This is a genomic window from Thorsellia anophelis DSM 18579, from assembly GCF_900111395.1.
GTDB lineage: Bacteria > Pseudomonadota > Gammaproteobacteria > Enterobacterales > Thorselliaceae > Thorsellia > Thorsellia anophelis.
Genome location: NZ_FOHV01000032.1, coordinates 1 through 21,009, shown reverse-complemented (window position 1 = coordinate 21,009; position 21,009 = coordinate 1). Strand labels below are relative to the sequence as shown.

The window sequence follows — 21,009 nt, the reverse complement described above, 5'->3', positions numbered from 1 at the left end:
TATTATGCTTGTTAATTGCTTATTGTTATTTATTTGGTAGTGTGTTTATTGTGCTTCCTTTGACTAATTAGGATATTACCCAAATGAAGTTATAGTGTAAAGCGAGTGGCGTAAAGTAATGTATGTTAATGTTATTTTATTGCTTGTAATTACATGTGAATAAGTAGAATTAATAAATTGAATCATTTATTTGGTTAGATAACTTTATGATTGTAGTTTAATTTGTATCTTAAAATCATTACTATGTTAAGTTAGTGATAAGAATATTCAGTATTTTCAAAAGAAGAGGGTAAGGAAATATATAGATGGGTTAAATGCATGGTTTATTCATAAAAATTAATCGTAATAAAAGTGCTTAATTAGCTTTAATATGTGATGTAGGTCAAATATTAAAGCCATATATATATTCAATATCAATGTAATCTATCAATATAGCAAAGAGTATATTTTTCTGCGATATTGTCCTGCAAGCGGATCTCCGGTGCCTAAGGCTGATAATATATCCATAAATGCTTTTTTCATCTCACCATCTAGAATGCCTAAGTCACGTTTTAAGATGACAAATAAGCTCTCTAATGCTTCTTCATTACGCCCTACTTGATGTAATTGCAAAGCAAGTTGAATTAATGACGGATAATCATCAGGATGATCTTGGACTTGTTTTTGTAGCTGCTGTATTTCAGGTGAGTCAGCGGCTTTACGTGCAAGTTCAATTTGAGAAAGTAGGCCTTGATACCGACTGTCTCTATCTTGTGGTAATACCTGTGTTAAAGTGTTCTCTGCTTCATCTGTTCGATTAAGTTGAATGAACGTTTCTGCTAGTACTAAGACAATTTCACTATAATAAGGAGCCCTTGTATCTGCATTAGCTAGCGCTTGCCTTAGTAGTGGTAAAGCCTCTAATAATTTATCTTCGGATAAAAGTAACTTAGCTGCGTTAAAATCTTGTTCTGCTTGAGCAGGTAAAACTTCAGCAAGAAATGCATTCAACGCTTCTTTTGTTTGAGGGCCTTGTATCGCATTAACAGGTTGGTTATCTTTAAAGAGATAAAAGGTGGGTAATGCACGTAAACCAAATTGCTGCGCTATCGCCATTTGTTCATCACAATTAACTTTGGCCAGAATAAATAAGCCGTGATGCTCTTTAGTGAGTTGCTCTACTAATAAATCACTTTCCTGACATTCAGGTACTTGTGATGAATAAAAATAGAACATAACCGGTAGGTTTGTTGAATGAGCCAGTACATCTCTGATGTTTTCAGTTGTAATATCAAAGCTAAAATCTTGCATGATGAGGATTCCTTCTGCCGGATTGAAAAATTGGGGTATTGTTGTAATATCAGTACTATGGGGATGAGTATACTAAAATGCAAGTAACCTACCCCTAGTGTTATCTAATTTTGGTATGAATATCTTGTAGAAGATAACGATATAGTTGCTATATCGTTATTGAACATATTATTTTTTAAAACTAAATATTGCTTTTTGAGCTTTGACTTTTACGATTTGCGAGCATAATACAGCTAGCCCTACAATGAAGTAAGCACTAAAGATGATGAGCATCCATTGTGACATTTCTAGTCCTAAAATGGTTCCAAGTTTATCAGAACAGTTACCGCTAGCTTTGAATATGACAGGCACAATCTCATCCCATTTTATATTAAAATAGAAAATCGGGAATAGATCACAAGTATCTAACGGAGACGAATAAAACTGTAATCTAACATGTTGCCAGCTAAAAGACATACCATAGGCAGCTGAATACAACCACGTACTAATTGCGAGTAATCTGATGAGTAATGATTTTGGTGCAATCAGTCCAATGATAGAAGCCAGTAAAACACCATATAAAGCCGTTCTTTGATAGATACATAAAACGCAGGGCTGCATGTTTAGCACATGTTGAAAGAAAAGGGCGCTGATTTGTAATCCACTTGTTATAATCAACATTAAGAGCCAAGCTCCTCTGCCCATAGAAATTTTCTTAAGATAACGAAACATGCAACTCTCCTTTTTGCCTTTATGTAGTATGAATGACTTTGTTTGCCTTAGGTACCCTGTTATAAAAAGTGAATCATGGCACTCCCATTATGCTGGGAGTGATTTAAATTATACTTTTCTGCTACGACGTGGATTGACTGTTGTGAGCTTACCGTGTCTTTGTACCGCACGCCTAATCTGGCCTGTTTTCAGTTTCTTCTTATCTTGATCAAGGTTAATTTTACCTTGTGCTTCTTTTGGCAATTGTACCAGCTCGCGTAAATAGTTAACATCTGGTATTGTCATTTCTTGCCATCCACCACGAGGTAAGCGAGTAGGTAGATGGATATTGCCATAACGTATACGGATTAATCGACTTACTTGTAATTCTACAGCTTCCCAAATGCGCCTGACTTCTCGGTTACGGCCCTCGGTGAGCACCACATTATACCACTGATTAATTCCTTCTCCGCCAGCTGGCGTTAACCGTTTAAAAGAGGCTGGGCCATCTTCTAATTGAACCCCTTTCGTCACTAATCTTTTTTTCTCATCGGTGACTTCGCCAAAGACGCGTACAGAGTATTCACGTTCTATTTCGTTACTTGGGTGCATTAAACGATTAGCCAGCTCACCATCATTCGTAAAAAGTAATAATCCTGATGTGTTAATATCTAAGCGACCTACCGCTATCCATCTGCCATGACTGATTTTGGGTAAACGCTCATAAACAGTCGGTCTGCCTTCGGGATCATGGCGCGTGCAGATTTCACCTTCTGGTTTATAATAGATGAGTATACGGCATTTCTCTTGATCTGGTTCTTTGATGCTTATTACTTTACCATCCACACGAATTTTTAGCTCTGGGGTAATGATCACTCGCTCACCTAAGTGAGCAATTTTTCCATCCACACTCACTCGACCTGCTTCAATAATGCTTTCTACTTCACGCCTTGATCCTAATCCTGCTCGAGCAAGTACTTTTTGAAGTTTTTCTGAGTCTGGATGTGGTTTGCTTTGTTGCGTTTGTTGGTGATTGGTTGCGGGTTTAGGTGTAGGGGTTGTTGCTTTTTTGATTGGTCTTGCTTGAGTTTGTAGTCTATTATTTCCACTACGTTTAGCGTCTTCTTTTCCCTTTTGAAAAGCGGGTTTTGAATCCTCTCCGGTTCTAGTCCGAGAGCTATTAGCTCTGCGAGGATCATCTTTCCTAGAATTAGAAGCTGATTGGTGTGAACGAGATGTATTGGGTTTATTTCGAGTGGGTTGTTGTGACATTATTATAACTCCTATTGGCGCCTTCCCAGGCGTCGAATGTGTAAATGGTTTAGTAAACAAAATTATCAATTTTTAATGGGGCTCTCTTGGCTCATTTCAGGCAGAGAACAAATCATTTGATTTGGATCTTGTTACTATATGTATCGAGCGGAGATTTTACCCTATCTGCCTATTTCCATCAATCTACTTATTCACTTGAATTAGGAATAAATGGCCTATCCCAGGTTTAAGATGTTTAATGCTTAACTATTTTAAGAGTTACTGGAATTAATTAAAGAGCAGTGCGATGGAAACATCATAATTTTTTACGTTTAGAACACAAAATATAATTCTTACCTGGTTTAGGAATAAAAAATAGCTGATAATTGTTTTTAAATGTGTATAATGTTACATGTTGAATTGATTTGTATGTAAACTGATCGGTCGGTTCGTAATTTAAATTAAGTTATTGATTTTATGGAGTTAGTTATGCTAAAATTAAACACCGCAACACCGCAACACCGCAACTAAGCCCGCTTTTTGCCTATTAATAGGCTCTTTCATCACTTTTATTTCCTGTTCTATAGACTCAGCGCCAGTTACTCAAGGCTATGTGATGCCTGCTCCAAATAATTTCTGGAGGGATACCACTTTTGCTGGGCAAGGTAATGCCATTCAACAAAAAACGGCTGCCAATAATCCTGATGTATTTTGTGAATCTCAAGGTAAAGGCTATAGATTACCCGCAGCTGGAGAGTATAATTCTGCACAAAATTCATTTTTACCTTATGCAGCTAATGCACCCAAGAGCCCCGGGCACTGGTCAACCTATCAGGATAATGATATTACGAAAGCAAGAAAAGCAAATAATGGTGCGCGAACAGTTTCTGGGTCATTGTATAATGAGTGGGGGAATCTGAGTGCATATGGAAATGGTTGGGAAACAACCGTATCAGATAGATATTGGGTAACAGAGCCAGCACAAAATAAGTACACTAGTTCATTTGCGAGTCAGAGCAATTATACATTAGGCCGTTTCGCTTTTTTAATCGCCTCAGGTGGATTTACCAATTTAACTGGGGGTAATCCTACTAGGCTAACTCCTCAAACAAGTAATTACGTTGCATGTGTTCGAGATTTAGTGTCAACCCCGTCAACAGTCAGTCCTAGTAGTTTATAAGTAAAAAGCCCATAAACACGAGAGTTGTGGTTATGGGCTTTAACATTAGGCTGATTAATGCATGGCAAAAGTGATAAGTCAGTTCTGACAAATGAAGGAGATTATTTGCGTCCTTCTTTGGATGAATTAATTAACTCAGTAATCCCACCGATTGCTCCAATAATATTACTCGCATCAAGTGGCATCATAATGACTTTGCTATTATCAGATTGACCAATTGATTGCAGCGCTTCAGTATATTTTTGAGCTACAAAATAGTTAATCGCTTGTACGTTTCCAGAGGATATTGCTTCTGATACCATTCTTGTTGCATTCGCTTCAGCTTCCGCAGCTCTTTCACGAGCTTCTGCTTGTAAAAAGGCAGATTGTTTTTCACCTTCGGCTTTAAGGATTTGTGACTGTTTTTCCCCTTCTGCTTTGAGTATTGCTGCTTGACGAATTCCTTCAGCTTCTAGAATATCTGCACGTTTGGTTCTTTCTGCTTTCATTTGTGCATTCATCGAGGCAACTAATTCAACGGGTGGTCTCACATCACGGATTTCGATTCGCGTAATTTTAACTCCCCAAGGATTGGTGGCTTCATCAACAATTGAAAGTAACCTGCCATTAATCACATCTCTTTGTGATAGCATTTCATCTAATTCCATCGCACCAAGTACGGTTCTGAAGTTAGTCATAGCAAGATTGACTATTGCAGTCTCTAGATTGCTGACTTCATAGGCAGCTTTTGCAGCATCAACTACTTGAATAAAGCAAATTGCGTCAATCGCAACGTTTGCATTATCACGGGAAATGACTTCTTGCGATGGAATATCTAATACTTGTTCCATAACATTGATGCGTCTGCCAACTTTATCTACAAATGGCACTAAAAAATTTAAACCAGGAGTTAGCGTTTTCGTATAACGACCGAAACGCTCAACCGTCCACTGAAATCCTTGTGGCACAACTTTAACAGACGAATAAATAACAATAATTGCTAAGATAACCAGAATAATTGGCAAAACTGCAACAGTATTGAAAATGTCTCCAAACATGAAATAATCCTTATAAAAGTGGTTATGGTTTGATTATACGCCTTTAATACAATATAAGGCGTAGTTAGGGGTAGTACTTAAAATTGAGTCTAGAACACTAGTCAATATTAGGCATGTTTTCTAGCTTTAAGCTTCCATTCATGAATTTAAGATTCATGAGTAAAAGCCCTTAATAAAAGGCATAATATGATTTTCATTATGGCCAGTTTGATGCAGATAATTAAGTTGGACTAGAATTAATTATTCTACCAGATATCCAAATAAGTCGTATTCATCGCTACCTGTAACGGATACCTGAATAAAATCACCTGGTTTTAAATTGGTAGATTGCCCTGTGACAACCACAATACCATCGATTTCAGGAGCATCAGCCATGCTTCTACCAATATAACCTTCTTCAACAATTTCATCAATAATTACGGTAATTTGACTACCTACTTTTTGCGCTAAACGCTCAGTTGAAATAGACTGTTGAAGTTGCATGAATCTATGAAAACGATCTTCTTTGATATCATCAGGTACTTGATCTGGTAATTGATTAGCAGCCGCTCCATCCACAGGACTATATTGAAAACATCCGACTCTATCGAGTTTAGCTTCAGTAATAAAATCTAATAGCATTTGAAAGTCTTCTTCTGTTTCACCTGGAAACCCTACAATGAAAGTCGAACGTAATGTGATCTCTGGGCAAATTTCTCTCCAGCGTTTAATTCGCTCAAGAGTACGTTCAACACTGCCTGGTCTTTTCATCAATTTTAATATTTTAGGGCTAGCATGTTGCAGAGGTATGTCTAGATATGGAAGAATTTTCCCCTCTGCCATTAATGGGATGGCATCATCAACATGTGGATAGGGGTAGACATAGTGTAATCTTACCCATATACCGAGTTTACTTAAAGCTTCACACAAACCAAGCATACTCGTTTTAACCGGTTGCCCTTGCCAAAATCCGGTTTTATGTTTGACATCAATACCAAAAGCAGAAGTATCTTGTGAGATAACTAATAATTCTTTTACACCTGAATTCACGAGGCGCTGCGCTTCATCTAAAATAGAACCAATTTCTCGACTGTCTAAATCTCCTCTCATTGAGGGAATGATACAAAACGTGCATCTATGGTTACAGCCCTCAGATATTTTAAGATAAGCATAATGCTTAGGTGTCAATTTGACCCCTTGTTCAGGCACAAGACTTAAAAAAGGGTTGTGTATAGGCTTTGGCAAATAGTGATGGACATGTTTTAATACTTGCTCGTAGCTATGAGGGCCTGTTATCTCTAATACTTTAGGATGTACTTCTCGTATTTGATTTTCTTTTGCACCAAGGCAGCCTGTAACAATGACTTTTCCATTCTCAGTTAATGCTTCTCCTATTGTTTCAAGAGATTCTTGTACTGCGCTGTCAATAAAACCACAGGTATTGACTATCACTAAATCAGCATCATTGTATGAGGGAACAACTTGATATCCATCAGTGCGTAACTGAGTTAATATTCTCTCAGAATCGACTAGATTTTTAGGACACCCAAGTGAGATAAAGCCGACTTTAGGTGGGGTTGATTTTGTAGCATTTAGATGACTACTTGTACTGATTTGTTGCATTAGGTATCCTTCAGATAGCAGATGGTTAATGATCTTTGGTGTGAAATATTACTATTTGCCTTAACGGGCTCGTGAGTTCTAAATTATTTAATTTATGTGTACCAACAACAGTAACAAAGAATATGTTTATAAAGTTTATAGTGTTAATACAGGGCAAAATAGTTTTATACTATGTCATTGTGCATTATTTTTATGCATTTATTTATCACTGACAGTTCAGAACAGATTTACTCACAACGATGTCCTATTCTACACGTTTCAGCTTTAAATTGTTATGCCTTAATCAGCTTTTAAACAATTTTCTGTGGGATATTTATTTTTAGGTTTAGGGCGGCATAACCTTGGATAGTGCCAAGATTTAAGATCAGCAATAGAATTAATCACAAGCTAAATATCAAGTCTGTTGTTAAGTTTTAACGTTTAGTATTTGATGTTTATTGTTTTGGGATTTTAAGCTCATAACACTATCAAAGAAGTATATCTTATAAAGAGTTTATTTATTGACCATACAAATCGGTTGTTTGTATTTTATACGAAATGCTACACTTGATTACCTTTTTTATTATTTAACTTTTTGTTATTTAAATTATGGGATGCCAAACATTATACGAGGTTTATATGGATATGATTACCGAGCTCAAGCTACAGCTACAAACAAAAGAGATTAATTTAACACCCAAAACAGAAACCAGATTAACCTACCGTTGGTTAGATGTTGGTGTTTTAGAGCTATTGCCTAATCAAGGAAATGTCCAAAGTGCAATTGTGATTAGCGCAGGGATACATGGTAATGAGACCGCGCCGATTGAGCTTCTCAATCAATTAATTCAAAGGCTATTTGCAGGGGCGTTACCTTTAAATGTGGCTTTATTAGTTATACTGGGTAATCCAGAAGCAATTCTTGCAGGGACACGTTATGTGCAAGATGACCTGAATCGTATGTTCAGTGGTAAATTGACCCAATTTAAACCTAGTTCTGAAACAAAACGTGCCCAGTCACTAGAATCTTTGGTGAGACAGTTTTATGAAAGCCATACAAATTGTACTAAAATGCATTTTGATATGCATACGGCCATTAGAGCATCTCACTATCCAAAATTTGTTTTACTTCCGTATCAACCCAATCATTATGCCCAAAGCTTGTTAAGGTTTTTTGTACAATCTGAGCTTGATGCAGTTGTGTTTCATAATGCAAAAGGCGGTACATTTAGCCAATTTACAGCTTCTGAATTTCAAGCTGCTAGTTGTACTTTAGAATTAGGTAAAGCAAGGCCATTTGGTCAAAATGATCTAAGTTTGTACGTTTCAATACTTAAGGCTTTAGAAAATGTAATAAGTGCTAATGATTTTATTCAATCTCCGGATAACAGTAAGACTAAGCAATCTTTAAGTGCTCTAGATAATACATTAAAAACAAATCAGTACAACTTATCTGACCTACAAATGGATTTTTTTAAAGTCCATACTTCTTTACTAAAACAAGATGAGAAGAGCTTTAAGTTGAATGTCAAAGATGATTGCCCTAATTTTACACTTTTCTATCAAAACGATTGCCTATTAGAACAGACGATTGACGATGTACCTACTCGGTATTGTGTTGAACATGAAAAAGAGTGGATTTTATTTCCGAATCCTAAAGTTGCGCTAGGGTTGAGAGCTGCCATCATGTTGACCCAAATTGAGTCCTCAGAGGCATTGGGGAAATTTATTTAGCCATTTGTAGAACTAAATGGTTAACCTATGCCTGAGTGAAATGTAATTGTATCAATTGTATGATGAGGTAGTTGTATTTTATGGTATACCATGGTTAAGCTCAGCCTATCCATGGTACACTAACTGTATATTGAATATGCCTTTGGATGTATTTTTTGGCGAAAGCCTTCTTTAAATCGGAATGTTAAACAACTCATGACACTTGAATCAGATAACTTGATCAAAATAAATATTACTCCCTTACAATCTCTTAACCTCAAACGTAATGCATATAACAAAACAGATCCTGATAATTTACAAGCATGGGATTCAGCTGATGAGTATTTATTGAATCATTTAGCCGATGAGAAAAACTCGCACTTAGCGACAGGAATCTTGATTTTTAATGATACATTTGGTGCTTTAACCACTGCACTTTATGCATATAATCCTACTCATGTGGGAGATTCATTTGTCAGTCAACAGGTAACAAAAAATAATCTCAAACAAAATCATTTTGATCCAGATGCGATAGCATTTTTATCAGGATTTGAAAAGCTTCCAAGCGAACCTGGTCTGGTTATTATCAAAATTCCTAAAACGCTTTCTCAATTAGAGTCTCAATTGCATCAAATAAGGCATGTTGCTACTGAACATACTATTATCCTAGCATCCGCAAAAGCTAAAGATATTCATACCTCAACATTAGAATTATTCGAAACTATTTTAGGTGTCACAACAACTAGCCTGGCTTGGAAAAAGTCGAGATTAGTTTTTTGCACTGTGTCAAAAGAAAAATTAGCAAAAAATACACAACAGCCCTACCAATTCCCGGTGTTAACTTGGAAAGCAAATGATAGTTTGACGATAAGTAATCATGCTAATGTATTTGCCAGAACAGGTTTAGATATTGGTGCAAGACTTTTTATGCAGCATTTACCTAGAGATATTGAAGGCACTATCGTTGATCTTGGTTGTGGCAATGGTGTGATTGGGTTAACTGCGCTTACGCAAAATCCACAAGCCAAGGTCATTTTTATTGATGAGTCCTTTATGGCAATTGAATCAAGCAGAATGAATGTCATGCAAAATTTCCCAAACGATATAGATCGCTCTTTGTTTATTGCAATGGATGCTATGTATCAATTTGAACCTAATAGTGTAACATCCATTTTATGCAATCCACCATTTCATCAAAATCAAACTTTAACAGATGACATAGCTTGGCGTATGTTTGTGACAGCGAAACAAAGCTTGCATATAGGAGGTGAATTAAGAGTGATAGGCAATAGGCACCTCAATTATTTTCATAAACTTAAAAAATTATTTGGTAACTGCGAAAATATTGGTAGTAATCCAAAATTCAGTGTTTTTAAAGCTATTAAGCAATCTTAGTATTGATATGATTTAAATTTGGTAGTCATGCTGAGATAAACGAATTTCAAAGATTTTAGTTTTTGCATTCGTCTTTTAATACATACGCTTCATTACCTATTTGCATAATTGTCTTGTTATTTTCGTCTAAAGTCATATCTGATATGAAATTGGTTAAAAATGTTTTCGGGTCATCATTTAAATTGACAATGAAAGTATTATCTTCCTTGCAGGGTTGAGTTGGGTTAAGTGCGATTGCAGTAAATCTATGTTTTTTGAGATTGGCGATTACAACAGATAAACCAATAGGCTTATTTTGTTTTGCGTCAATCGCTAAGATAGTTGTAAAAGGAATCTTAGTATTTTTCAATAAAAATAGACCACATGCGCGTGTATTTTGGTCTTTAGCAATTGTCAATGAATCAACAATACAATGATGTTTATTTAATTTAGATAATTCTGCTCTAATTCCCATCATATGGTCAAACTCTAGATTGATATTAGCATCTAGAATATCTAAATTTGCATCTATTGGCGCATCAAGAAAGGGGATTAGCTGTTCAATATTTCTCTTTAGCATGTAAAAATCAGTTTGATCGATACTTTGCTTGATCAAAAGTAATAGGAATTGAATCTCTTTGACTTTCTCAGGTGCTGATAGCTGCGCCTGCTTTAATAATTCTTGTGTAAATTGGTCATTGGCATATGTACTGTGAAAGTGAATATTATCATATGTGATTACTTGAGATAGTTCTTGCGCGTTAAGGTATTGTGATATCAAATATTTATGATTTATATTGCTGTGTTGCCAACTAGGTGAAAAATACATCATCGCTAATGCAATAGCGGCTATGATTACGCTTACTAATATTATCCATTTTTTATTCTTTTGTAGCATCTTAACATGGTGACGTTTATTTGATTCTGGTTCTTTAACAAGTGGATTGGTTTCAGAATGTTTAGTTTTAATTGAATTATGCATGATGATAAGCCAGTCTCTATTAATCTATAGTGTTAAGGATCAAATTAGGAAATCGAAATATTACTATGAACACAATATAGTCGATAAAAATCATAATCATCCAGTATATTATGATTAAGCAATTGGTTATTTACTCATGCATCATCGAAATTTTTTTGATGTTATCATACACTAATCCATGTATTAGTCATTTGTTTGTCATTTCAGGTAATCACTGCACATGAAAGTCGTATCGGCTACTTCATACTTGTATTGACCAAAAGAAATATTGTCAATTGGAATTCGGTGGGAAACTATCAATTCACTTAGTACGGTATTAAGTGCATCTAACTTATTTGGAGTAGTTTTAAGTATTTCATTAAGTCGTGAATCTAACCAAGGTCGGCTACAGTACTGATAGGTGAAAATTAAGGGTTGTTCACTAATCTCTTGGCTATTGATGTCAACAGTAATAACTGATAGGGGTTTTAAAGGTATATTGTTATAATTAGGTCCAAATAAAATAAACTGTAACCGAGATGAATCATTCATTTCATTGTTTAATGGAAAAAAATAACAAGGAGCCCACGTTTTTTCTAAATTAATGATTTGCCCCGAAGCTAATCTTTTCGGTAATGTGCAAGCATAATGTTTAGACTTATTAATGAAATTATTCATTAAATTATGTACTGTTTTAGGTATTTTAGGTGTTGTTTTTGAAGTCAAAATCACACTGACAACATCTTCATAGGGCGTTTTAAAATCATGTTCTAAATAAGCTGTTGGCAACAATGAAAGGTGTTCTTCATTGAGTAGTGGTGTTGTTACTAATTCTGTTCTCAAAGGCTCAATAAATTTATCTAATGGTACTAAACTAATTGATAAGCAAATGGTCAATATGATGAAACCTAAATCATATTGCCTTACGAAGTTAAGCCAATTCATCTCTAATCTTTCTAATTTGTAATTATCCATTTGATCTAACGGCTTAACTAGTATAGATTTAATATTGGAAATTAATTGACTCACCATTAATAACAAGAGACTTATCAGTAAAGATCCTCTTAATAGAATGCTGTGTAAGCTGAAAGATGAAAGGTTAATGAGCGATAACTTATAAAGCAGTATTGTTATTGTTAAGATTCCAAAAAAATAAACAAAGGAAAAATAAACTAACATAAAGTGAAATTGGTTATTTCGTAATGATTTATAGGCTATGTTAACGTTTGGTCTAGGCGAATAAAAAAATGTGATAAAACCTAGAATTAATGTGCTATCAATAAGTTTAATTTGTAATGTATGTGTGCCAAGTTCAGTTAGTGTTTTAGGGAACAATAGAACACTACTGATACTAATAATTAATAGGCTAAAACCAAATAGGGGACTGATAAATTGCAAGAATTTGTGTGAAGAATTGAAAAATGAGTCTAGCTTTTTATCTATCCGGCTTAGAAAACGTATTACTAACATCAAAAATATAACAGCTAAGAGTAATCCAATCACTATACCTATAACTTTTAATAGGAGAGCGATTAATATCACTGGGATTAATAACACAAATATCCATGCATAAGTCAAAATCACAGAAATTGGCATTTTTAATATATTGATAATGATATAACTGATAATGATGCTTTTTTGTTTTTGAGGGTAACTAAGTTTTGATTGAATAAAAGCAAGGCTAATGTTAAATACAATAAAAGTTATCATTATCCAATATGCTGATAGGTTATTGTTCAATGAATAAGATGTACCAGCAATGTAATAAAAATTAACAGCAAACAAAAACGAGGCAAATAAAGCGGGTAGGGTGAGATATGCCCATGTTTTGATATCTTTATAAAGTTTATTTTGATGGTTAAATACGAGCCCAACACTTAGAGTATAAAGTATAATAAATAATTGAATCGTGAGTAAAATAGTAAACTTATAACGATCGCTTTGTACGTAGTCACTTGTATATTTCGTGGTGAGTATAATAGAAATGATACAGCTGATTGTGGTGGTTAGAACTAATTCTATATTTTGTTTTATCAAAGTTACAATAAAACGAAAGAAACGATTAAACATGTTTATATTGCCTATATAAAGAATGTATCAGCATTAATACACTTACCGAAAAATGATACAGGAAACACTTATAAGTTAGAATCGAATTCTTAAATAACACAATAAAATGAGTTTTAAACTCACTTTATTGTGTGGAAAATAATTACATCTACAAATGTGTATTTATTTAAAATTACCAGCCTTTTACAGCGCCGCCGTCAAATAATTCTGTTGCTTTAGCGAATACTTCTTCAGACTGATAAGCTTGGATAAATTGTTTTACTGCCTCAGAGTCTTTATTGTTTTCACGTGCAACAATGATATTAACATATGGAGACTCTTTATCTTCAACGAATATGCCATCTTTTGTTGGTGTTAAACCAATTGAACTTGCATAAGTTGTATTGATAACAGATAACGCAACCGTATTATCATCTAGTGAATTTGGAAGTAAGGGGGCTTCTAATTCAACTAATTTTAAATTTTTTGGATTCTCAATGACATCTAATACAGTTGGATTCAGACCTACGCCTTCTTTTAGCTTGATCAGACCTTGTTTTTCAAGCAGTAATAATGAACGACCAAGATTAGTAGGATCATTAGGTAATGTAATCGTACTGCCATCTTTTAATTCTTCTAATGATTTAATATTTTTAGAATACCCTGCAATTGGGTAAACAAATGTATTGCCAACTGGCGTGATTTTATATCCGCGAGCTTGGATTTGTTCATCTAAAAATGGTTTATGTTGAAATGCATTAAGATCGATGTCTCCTGAATCTAATGATTCATTTGGAATCACATAGTCATTAAATTCAACTAATTCCACATCTAAATCAAATTTTTCTTTTGCAATTTTAGCCGCTTCTTCAGCGACTTCGAATTCTTTACCTGTAATGACACCTACTTTGATGCTGTCTGCAAATACAAAGCTACTTAATGCTAATGTTACAGCTAGGACACTGGCTTTTAATACATTTTTTTTAATGCTCATGGTAAGACTCCTATAAGAAAAATTAAGCGAGTGTTTGAAGTACAACACCCAATTATAAAAAAACAGTCAATTAAAGCGATACTAAAAAATATTATTACAACAAGAACAATACTATTTATAATCCATAGTTATTATGTTTATCTTTTATTAACTTTTTTGCTCAAATAAGTCCCTGAGAGCTGAATTAAAGTGACGATAATCACAAATAAAAGCACAACACAATTCATGATAAAAGCATCATACCCAACATAGCCATATTTATGTGCTATTTGTCCAAGTCCACCCGCACCGACAGCCCCGCCCATAGCGGAATAGCCAACTAGACTAATAAATACAACTGTAAAACTATTAATTAAACCTGGTAAGGCTTCTGGAACCAATACTTTAAATATAATTTGACTTGGTGAAGCGCCCATCGCTCTAGATGCCTCAATTAATCCGTTTGGTAGTTCTAGCAGAACATTTTCGGTCATGCGGGCAATAAAAGGCGAACAAGCTACGGTAAGCGGAATGATTGCAGCCCAAATGCCGTATTTTTTACCTACTATGAATTTAGTGACTTCTAGTAACCAAACAATCATAATAAAAAAGGGTATTGCTCTGAAGTAGTTCACTACTAAGCTAAGGGATTTATAGAGAGTTGGATTTGCTAGTATGCCATTTGGTCTTAAACAAAAGAGCAATATGCCAATAGGAAGACCAATTGCAATCCCACCTGCACCAGAAATAAATGTCATCATCAATGTTTCAATAATGCCTTGGGGAAATAATTTTACAATTACATCAATTGCTTTATCAGATGGAGATAGCCAATTTATTACTAATTCAAACATAACCTAATTCCTCAATCTTAACATGCTGTTCACGTAAAAAAGCAATTGCAAGCTCCAGTTTTGAATTCTCACCGCTAAATTCAGCGAGCATTACCCCAAATTTGACGCCACCAGCATAGTCCATTCTTGCACTGATAATATTACTTAAAATGCCATATCTTTGTGCGATTTCAGAGAGTACTGGTGCATCTACCGAACGGCCTGTAAACGTGAGTTTTAACAGAGGATGTTTACCAGCCACTTCAGTTGATTGTAATTTAGCTTGGTAATCATCAGGTATTTCAATATCAATGGTTGATTCTATAAATGACTTAGCTAACGGAGTTTTTGGATGAGAAAAAAGCTCTGCTACTGTCCCTTGTTCAATTAATTGACCTTGGCTGATAACCCCGACTTTGTCACATATTTTTTTGACTACATCCATTTCATGTGTAATAAGTAAAATGGTGATATTTAATCGTCTATTGATATCTTTAAGTAATGAGAGTATCGATGAAGTTGTCGCAGGATCAAGCGCACTAGTTGCTTCATCGCATAATAACACCTTTGGTTCAGTAGCTAGAGCTCTTGCGATAGCAACACGTTGTTTCTGGCCGCCTGATAGATTAGCAGGGTAACTTGCGTGTTTATCAGCAAGCCCAACAAGCTCAAGTAATTCAAACACGCGTTTATTGATTTTTTCTTTATTTGTCTCACCATTAAATTCTAGTGCTAACGCAACATTACCAAATACGGTTCTAGACGATAGCAAATTAAAGTGCTGAAATATCATACCAATTTGGCGGCGATGTTTTATCAGTGCGTAGTCTTTTAATTTTGTGACATCCGTGCCATCAACAATTACTTGGCCAGAAGAGGGAGATTCAAGCATATTGACACATCGGATAAGCGTGCTTTTTCCTGCTCCTGATGAGCCGATGACACCATAAATTTCACCTTTTGCAATTTCAAGATTAATATCTTTTAATGCTTCAATTGAGTGTTTTTTTTGGTGATAGATTTTATTTACATTTTTTAAAATTATCATGAGTTCTTATTTAAGTGAAAAGTAATACTAATCTGATTTCGTAATGGATACGAGTGATTTAATTATGTTTACTATAATGCACCTTGGAAGTATAGATGTCAAGATGTCTAGACGTCTATTTTGAATAATCGTTTATTCTTTAAGCTACCCCTATATTAATAACGTTTTTAGTATTTAAAATAACTTTTTTATGTATGATTATTAAAAATAAAATTAAGTTATGTGGGGGTAGGAATAATAATTAATCTTATATCCCATTTATAATGACGTTGATTCGCCTGATTTTTTTAATATAGGAACAGTTTATAGAACAACTGCTATCTTCATCAATCACAAATTAGTATGCCTGATAACAAAATGATTTGAATTAGCCTGTATTTTACCTACATCAATTTATAGTTATGTTTGGTGTGCAAGTAAATAATAAGTACCAAATAAAAAACTCTCAACAACTTGCATTGTTGAGAGTTTCAAAAATATCTAATAAGAGCCAGTTATCCGTTTTAAAAAATTATGGAACAACACGGCACCAAGCTTGTTCTCGTGCACCTTTCGTGCCAGCTGCTGTTATGCCTGTTAGATAAATACAGACGGTTTTACCTCTATAAGCACTCAGACTTATACTACCACCAAGCGCATATTCGGTAGTATTATTTCTAACTAAGGTTCCTGTTGTAAGGGTTGTGCTACCAACTACCCACTCATATGTCACTTTAGCTGCTCTAGAGCTTTGTGGCCAACCTAGATTAGCAAATGCTCTTCCACTTGTAATATTGATAAATTGACCTGGCCCTTGGCTATCCATCAACCAATAATCCTGATCATAAACTGGTGTAGGTTCAATTATAGAGATTGAGTTAGACGAATTCTCTGTATTACCTACTATTTGATTACCATCTCTGGCGGTGACACTTAATGTGATTGTTTTACCAACCATCGTATCCATTATATAGAATCCAGAAGTTGCATAAGTAGTTGCATAAATTGACCCGCCAAGATACCAGGTTGCTGTCGAGGTATTAACTGAATTACTGCCCTTAGTAAAGGTATGTTTCGCTGTTAGGCTCGTATCAATAAGACCTTCCCCAGAAATGCTTACAGCTGATACTTTAGGTGCAGTATAGACTAACGAATTGATTGAATAAACAGGCGTGCCTTGGATCCCCGCTTTATCAATAGGAATAATTTTAAGTCTAATTGTTTTACCTGCATCTTTAGTTAAAACCATATAACGATTGGTTCCATCTACTTTATTCGTACCAAGCAGGCTACCTGTTTGTATAACTGCATCATTTGCAAGCCATTCATATTTTGATGCATCAGCAGTATTGAGACTCGCACCTGGAATGTATCTATAAGTTCCTGTTATTGCCGCACTAATTTCAAAGTTAGCGCTAATTACAACTGAATCAACTGATGGAGCCACAGTTTCCACTTTTTTAGTGGTGCTGACTATCTCTGTATTACCTCCAGGTGTAGCCAATGTATCTTGTGCACTCACCTGCATTTTAATTGTTTTACCCACATAATCATTTTTGAGAGTGAAGTCAGGTGAAACTCCTGATGTGCTGATTTTGCTTGTTTGTATATCAATCGTATCGACAAACCAAGTCACAATTGAAGCATCAGTTGCGTCCGCTCGGCCAGTGATAAAATTATACCGCCCTGCAAGAGTTGAGTTCACAGTTAGCATGTCAACTGGATTACCATTTTGAGTTATCACTAAATTGGATACTTTAGGTGGTTGAATGACTTTAACAGTTTTATCTTCAGCATAGTTACCTGGATTTTTGTTCCCATCACGAGCTGTAACTCGCAAAGTAATTATATTGCCTATATCATTTTCTTTTATCGTATAAGCAGGGATACTTCTGTTTGCTTCTACATCACCAGATGATCTGAGGGTTGAGCCAGATATCCATTCATAAGTAGATTTATCCCCTTTAATTGAGCCATCTTTAAAGTCCTTATAGGAACCTCCTAATCTATGATTAGGTAATACAACAGTTCTTGAATCAAAGTAGTAGATTGCTACACCATCGATAAAAGGTGGGTAATATGAAGATACGACAGGCTCACTGTTTTTTGCAATTTTTTCATTGCCTAAAATGCCATTTCCATCAATTGCTATCACTTTTAGACCAATAACTTTACCAATATCAGCAGCGACTAACGGAAAAGGTGCATCAAAGGCTAAACGTTTATCTTCATAACCGTTTTTATACCAGATCGCTTGAGAGGCGTTAGTTTTGTTGTTACCAAGAGTGAAGGTCGCAGTTGCAGCCAAGGATTTTGTCTCAATCGCTTCTCCACCAATGGATAATGTGTCTATTGCTAGAGCTTGATATACTAAGCTATTGGAAATCATAGGGTTCCCTTCTAAGCCAGAAGCATCTTTAGGTAAAACCTCTAAAGTGATGAATTTACCAACATCTGCTTGTTTGACTGTGTACCTATCTGGTCCAGTGATTTGTCCTGGTGTTTGGGTAGTTGCATATGCGCTAGGAACATCATTTCCAATACGCCATCTATAGAGAGATTTATCCGCATTATTAATACTGGTGCCGGATTTAAATACGTAATTCCCTTCAATGGTTAACGCTTCTGCTGTTGTAAATTTAATTAAAACACTCGTTATGCTAGGCACATTACTAACTATTTCTTTTATACTTGCAGTTGCTTCATTGCCTTCAATTCCAGCGCCATCTTTAGCTTTCATAGTCAGGCCAATGAGCTCACCCACATCCTCTGGTTTGATGGTATATCTAATAGGGTTTGTTCCAACAATGCCGTCAGTTGTCCCTGTTTTTGAGGACCAAGTGAATAAGGAACGATCTTGGTTGCTTTCTGAACCTGCTACAAATTCATAGCTTGCACCTAAGATATCATTGGGTAAGTATCTGTTAACGCTAGGCTTAGAAACGTTTGTAATCGTTAATTTATCAATTTTCGGTGCCACAATAGTTGGTTCAGGTATTGCGTAAGTCGTACTTTGTGGTTGGCCTACAGTACCGGCTAAATCCCTTGGGTTGATAGTGAGTGTTAATACCTTACCTGCATCTACTTTATCAATCGTCAGATTGGGTAAGGTAATTTTACCAGGTGCACCTCTTGTGGGTTGATTCAAAATAGGCTGCACAATCCCTGTCCAACTATAAGTTGAATCATTATTTGGGTTTGATGATATGCCTTCGATGAATGTGTAAGATCCTATTACGGTTACATTCCAAGGTGAGGTTTGTTCTATGCTTGCAGTAATAGTGACATCCTTGACGCTTGGTGGACTAATTACGTTATTAGTACTTGTTGTTGCTGTATTGCCTATGTTGCCAAGTGCATCTTTTGCTTCCATATTAAGATATATGATATTACCAGCATCAGCAGGTTGGATAGTATAGGTTAAAGGACCCGTTACGCTTCCAGAGTTTTCTCCACTCGCGCTTCTCCATGTGTAACTTGAAGCATCGACATTATTAACTGAACTTGGCGTGAATGTATAGTTAGCTAAAATAGAGTCACCTACATAAAAGGCATTTACCCTACTGCTATTTTGATTTATTAAGACTAAGTTCGTAATTTTAGGTGGAATCAGTTGGCTAGGCGCTCTAGTCGTTGCGATTACCTCTGTTCCAAGCCATAAATTGCCATCTCTAGGCGTCATGGTTAAAGTAATTAATTTACCTGCATCTTCTGCTGATAATCCTATAGGAGGTACATTGCCGCTATTTTGACCATTATTAATAGAGCCAGAAATTGGAGTTGCCAAACCACTCCAAGTATAAAGTGAATTATCAAGAGGTTTATTTGTCGTGCTAGGCGTATAAATATACTTACCACTTAATAATACTTGATACGGAGTTTTGTTATTGATTGTATTAACATCAATATTTAAGTTGTCAATCATAGGCGCGCTTGCAAGCTGATATGTGGCTAACCCGATTTCTCCTTTTTGGCCTGCTAAATCTTGCGGTGTGATTGAAAATGTTAAAACCTGACCAATTTCATTAGGGCCAAAAATATAGTTCTCAGTATGATTAGTGGCTGAGCCTCCAGACCAATTTAAATTCATCGCCTTAGCAGAATCAGATGTATCTTCTGCTGCATTTGCTGAAATACCTGGTTGGTAGTCATAACTAGCCGTTAAAAGGCCAAAATAAAACGGTGAGTATGATGTTGTTGCACCAATGATTTCAACATTTGTGACGCTAGGTGGCTCAGGGTTTAATAAGTAGCTAGCTGAATCGTTTGCTCCTTTTGTTCCATAACTATTGATTGGTGTAATTTTAAATGTAATGACCTTACCTAAATCCTTAGCAGTAAAGTCATAGGTTTTGGTTTGTTTTGCTACTTCTTCATCACCAATATAAAACCCATAGGTTGATTTATCGATTGTATTATTTTCAATACCTGAATCAAACTCATAAGTTGCCATTAATGTCGCGCGATAACTTGGCATGCGGACTTCATTCTTGGAGGTGATGACGACATTGTTAACCGATGGGGTAGGCGCGGTTGGATACACGCTGTCAGTGAGCGTATTACCGATTCTGTTAGCGGCATCTCTTGCTGTAACACTTAAGGTGACGACTTGCCCGATATCATTGCTGCTGACTGTATAGTTATCTACTTTTCCAGATTCGGTGATGGGTTTGTCAGTGATGGATGATGCGCCTATCCATGAATAATATGAATTATCAGTTGTGAGTTTAGTGGCATCTGAGGGGATGAATGTATAGTTTCCTCTAAGTACAGAGTTTGCCATGATGATGTCATCATCAGAACTAATCTTAACGTCATCCACCGCAGGATTTGTGACTTTAGGAAGGGTATCTAAGCTAATGGCTTGTTTTTGAGCCCCTTCATAATAATCATTGAGTGCCCATACTGCGACTTCTAGCTTTTGTTCTAAATCTGCTTGGGTCAATGGGCGCAATTTAAATGAGTTCACCCCTTGCACTAAATTCGTACCCGCATAAGCTGATGAATAGTTAAGTGCGCTGATTGCCGTGCCGGCTTGGCCAAATTCATA

General features: G+C 35.6%; 14 protein-coding genes. 3 read left to right on the top strand and 11 right to left on the bottom strand.

Annotated elements, in window-relative coordinates; genetic code table 11:
• Positions 1-426: 426 nt before the first annotated feature.
• From BMW37_RS12705 to rluB, 3 genes are all read right to left on the bottom strand, one after another.
• A complete protein-coding gene (locus tag BMW37_RS12705; RefSeq protein ID WP_093321815.1) occupies positions 427-1,290 on the bottom strand; it encodes a thioredoxin family protein in 864 nt (287 codons plus the stop codon).
• 168 nt (positions 1,291-1,458) lie between these two features.
• On the bottom strand, positions 1,459-2,001 hold the full coding sequence (dsbB, locus tag BMW37_RS12700) for a disulfide bond formation protein DsbB (RefSeq protein WP_093321812.1): 543 nt from the start codon (positions 1,999-2,001) through the stop codon (positions 1,459-1,461).
• 108 nt (positions 2,002-2,109) lie between these two features.
• On the bottom strand, positions 2,110-3,054 hold the full coding sequence (gene rluB, locus BMW37_RS12695) for a 23S rRNA pseudouridine(2605) synthase RluB (protein ID WP_425441801.1): 945 nt from the start codon (positions 3,052-3,054) through the stop codon (positions 2,110-2,112).
• Between the two features lie 793 nt (positions 3,055-3,847).
• On the opposite strand from rluB, the gene BMW37_RS12690 reads away from it, so the two are divergent.
• Complete coding sequence (locus tag BMW37_RS12690) at positions 3,848-4,411, top strand: hypothetical protein (RefSeq protein WP_093321807.1); 564 nt, start codon at positions 3,848-3,850, stop codon at positions 4,409-4,411.
• Positions 4,412-4,512: 101 nt separating this feature from the next.
• On the opposite strand, the gene BMW37_RS12685 is transcribed toward BMW37_RS12690, so the two are convergent.
• Together BMW37_RS12685 and rimO are read right to left on the bottom strand one after the other, a co-directional pair.
• A complete protein-coding gene (locus tag BMW37_RS12685; RefSeq protein WP_093321805.1) occupies positions 4,513-5,448 on the bottom strand; it encodes an SPFH domain-containing protein in 936 nt (311 codons plus the stop codon).
• Positions 5,449-5,688: 240 nt separating this feature from the next.
• Positions 5,689-7,050 carry a 30S ribosomal protein S12 methylthiotransferase RimO gene (gene rimO, locus BMW37_RS12680; RefSeq protein ID WP_093321802.1) on the bottom strand — a complete coding sequence of 454 codons (1,362 nt, stop codon included), beginning with the start codon at positions 7,048-7,050 and terminating at the stop codon, positions 5,689-5,691.
• A 618-nt stretch (positions 7,051-7,668) separates the two neighbouring features.
• Here rimO and astE point away from each other — a divergent pair.
• Both astE and BMW37_RS12670 read left to right on the top strand, forming a co-directional pair.
• Complete coding sequence (gene astE / locus BMW37_RS12675) at positions 7,669-8,763, top strand: succinylglutamate desuccinylase (RefSeq protein WP_245711070.1); 1,095 nt, start codon at positions 7,669-7,671, stop codon at positions 8,761-8,763.
• 195 nt (positions 8,764-8,958) lie between these two features.
• Positions 8,959-10,137 carry a methyltransferase gene (locus BMW37_RS12670; protein ID WP_093321800.1) on the top strand — a complete coding sequence of 393 codons (1,179 nt, stop codon included), beginning with the start codon at positions 8,959-8,961 and terminating at the stop codon, positions 10,135-10,137.
• 55 nt (positions 10,138-10,192) lie between these two features.
• On the opposite strand, the gene BMW37_RS12665 is transcribed toward BMW37_RS12670, so the two are convergent.
• The 6 genes from BMW37_RS12665 to BMW37_RS15175 all read right to left on the bottom strand — a co-directional run.
• Positions 10,193-11,098, bottom strand: a complete 906-nt coding sequence (locus BMW37_RS12665; protein WP_093321797.1) for a hypothetical protein — start codon at positions 11,096-11,098, stop codon at positions 10,193-10,195.
• Positions 11,099-11,296: 198 nt separating this feature from the next.
• Positions 11,297-12,052 (bottom strand): hypothetical protein, encoded by a 756-nt coding sequence (locus BMW37_RS14980; protein WP_143047656.1) that lies wholly within the window; start codon positions 12,050-12,052, stop codon positions 11,297-11,299.
• Between the two features lie 1,267 nt (positions 12,053-13,319).
• Entirely contained in the window at positions 13,320-14,120 is an 801-nt protein-coding gene (metQ, locus tag BMW37_RS12655) for a methionine ABC transporter substrate-binding lipoprotein MetQ (protein ID WP_093321792.1), read from the bottom strand.
• 137 nt (positions 14,121-14,257) lie between these two features.
• Positions 14,258-14,953: a methionine ABC transporter permease gene (locus BMW37_RS12650; RefSeq protein ID WP_093321789.1), complete on the bottom strand. Its 696-nt coding sequence runs from the start codon at positions 14,951-14,953 to the stop codon at positions 14,258-14,260.
• Positions 14,946-15,980, bottom strand: coding sequence for a methionine ABC transporter ATP-binding protein MetN (metN, locus tag BMW37_RS12645; RefSeq protein WP_093321786.1), 1,035 nt, complete (start codon positions 15,978-15,980; stop codon positions 14,946-14,948). Before metN ends, BMW37_RS12650 begins: the two co-directional genes overlap by 8 nt.
• Positions 15,981-16,491: 511 nt before the next feature.
• The coding region (locus tag BMW37_RS15175; RefSeq protein WP_177168671.1) for a hypothetical protein at positions 16,492-21,009 on the bottom strand (4,518 nt) is incomplete at its 5' end.

Coding starts and splice junctions, on each gene's coding strand:
- BMW37_RS12705 (WP_093321815.1), bottom strand. CDS start 1,290: ATGCAAGATTTTAGCTTTGATATTACAACTGAAAACATCAGAGATGTA.
- dsbB (WP_093321812.1), bottom strand. CDS start 2,001: ATGTTTCGTTATCTTAAGAAAATTTCTATGGGCAGAGGAGCTTGGCTC.
- BMW37_RS12690 (WP_093321807.1), top strand. CDS start 3,848: ATGCCTGCTCCAAATAATTTCTGGAGGGATACCACTTTTGCTGGGCAA.
- BMW37_RS12685 (WP_093321805.1), bottom strand. CDS start 5,448: ATGTTTGGAGACATTTTCAATACTGTTGCAGTTTTGCCAATTATTCTG.
- rimO (WP_093321802.1), bottom strand. CDS start 7,050: ATGCAACAAATCAGTACAAGTAGTCATCTAAATGCTACAAAATCAACC.
- astE (WP_245711070.1), top strand. CDS start 7,669: ATGGATATGATTACCGAGCTCAAGCTACAGCTACAAACAAAAGAGATT.
- BMW37_RS12670 (WP_093321800.1), top strand. CDS start 8,959: ATGACACTTGAATCAGATAACTTGATCAAAATAAATATTACTCCCTTA.
- BMW37_RS12665 (WP_093321797.1), bottom strand. CDS start 11,098: ATGCATAATTCAATTAAAACTAAACATTCTGAAACCAATCCACTTGTT.
- BMW37_RS14980 (WP_143047656.1), bottom strand. CDS start 12,052: ATGGATAATTACAAATTAGAAAGATTAGAGATGAATTGGCTTAACTTC.
- metQ (WP_093321792.1), bottom strand. CDS start 14,120: ATGAGCATTAAAAAAAATGTATTAAAAGCCAGTGTCCTAGCTGTAACA.
- BMW37_RS12650 (WP_093321789.1), bottom strand. CDS start 14,953: ATGTTTGAATTAGTAATAAATTGGCTATCTCCATCTGATAAAGCAATT.
- metN (WP_093321786.1), bottom strand. CDS start 15,980: ATGATAATTTTAAAAAATGTAAATAAAATCTATCACCAAAAAAAACAC.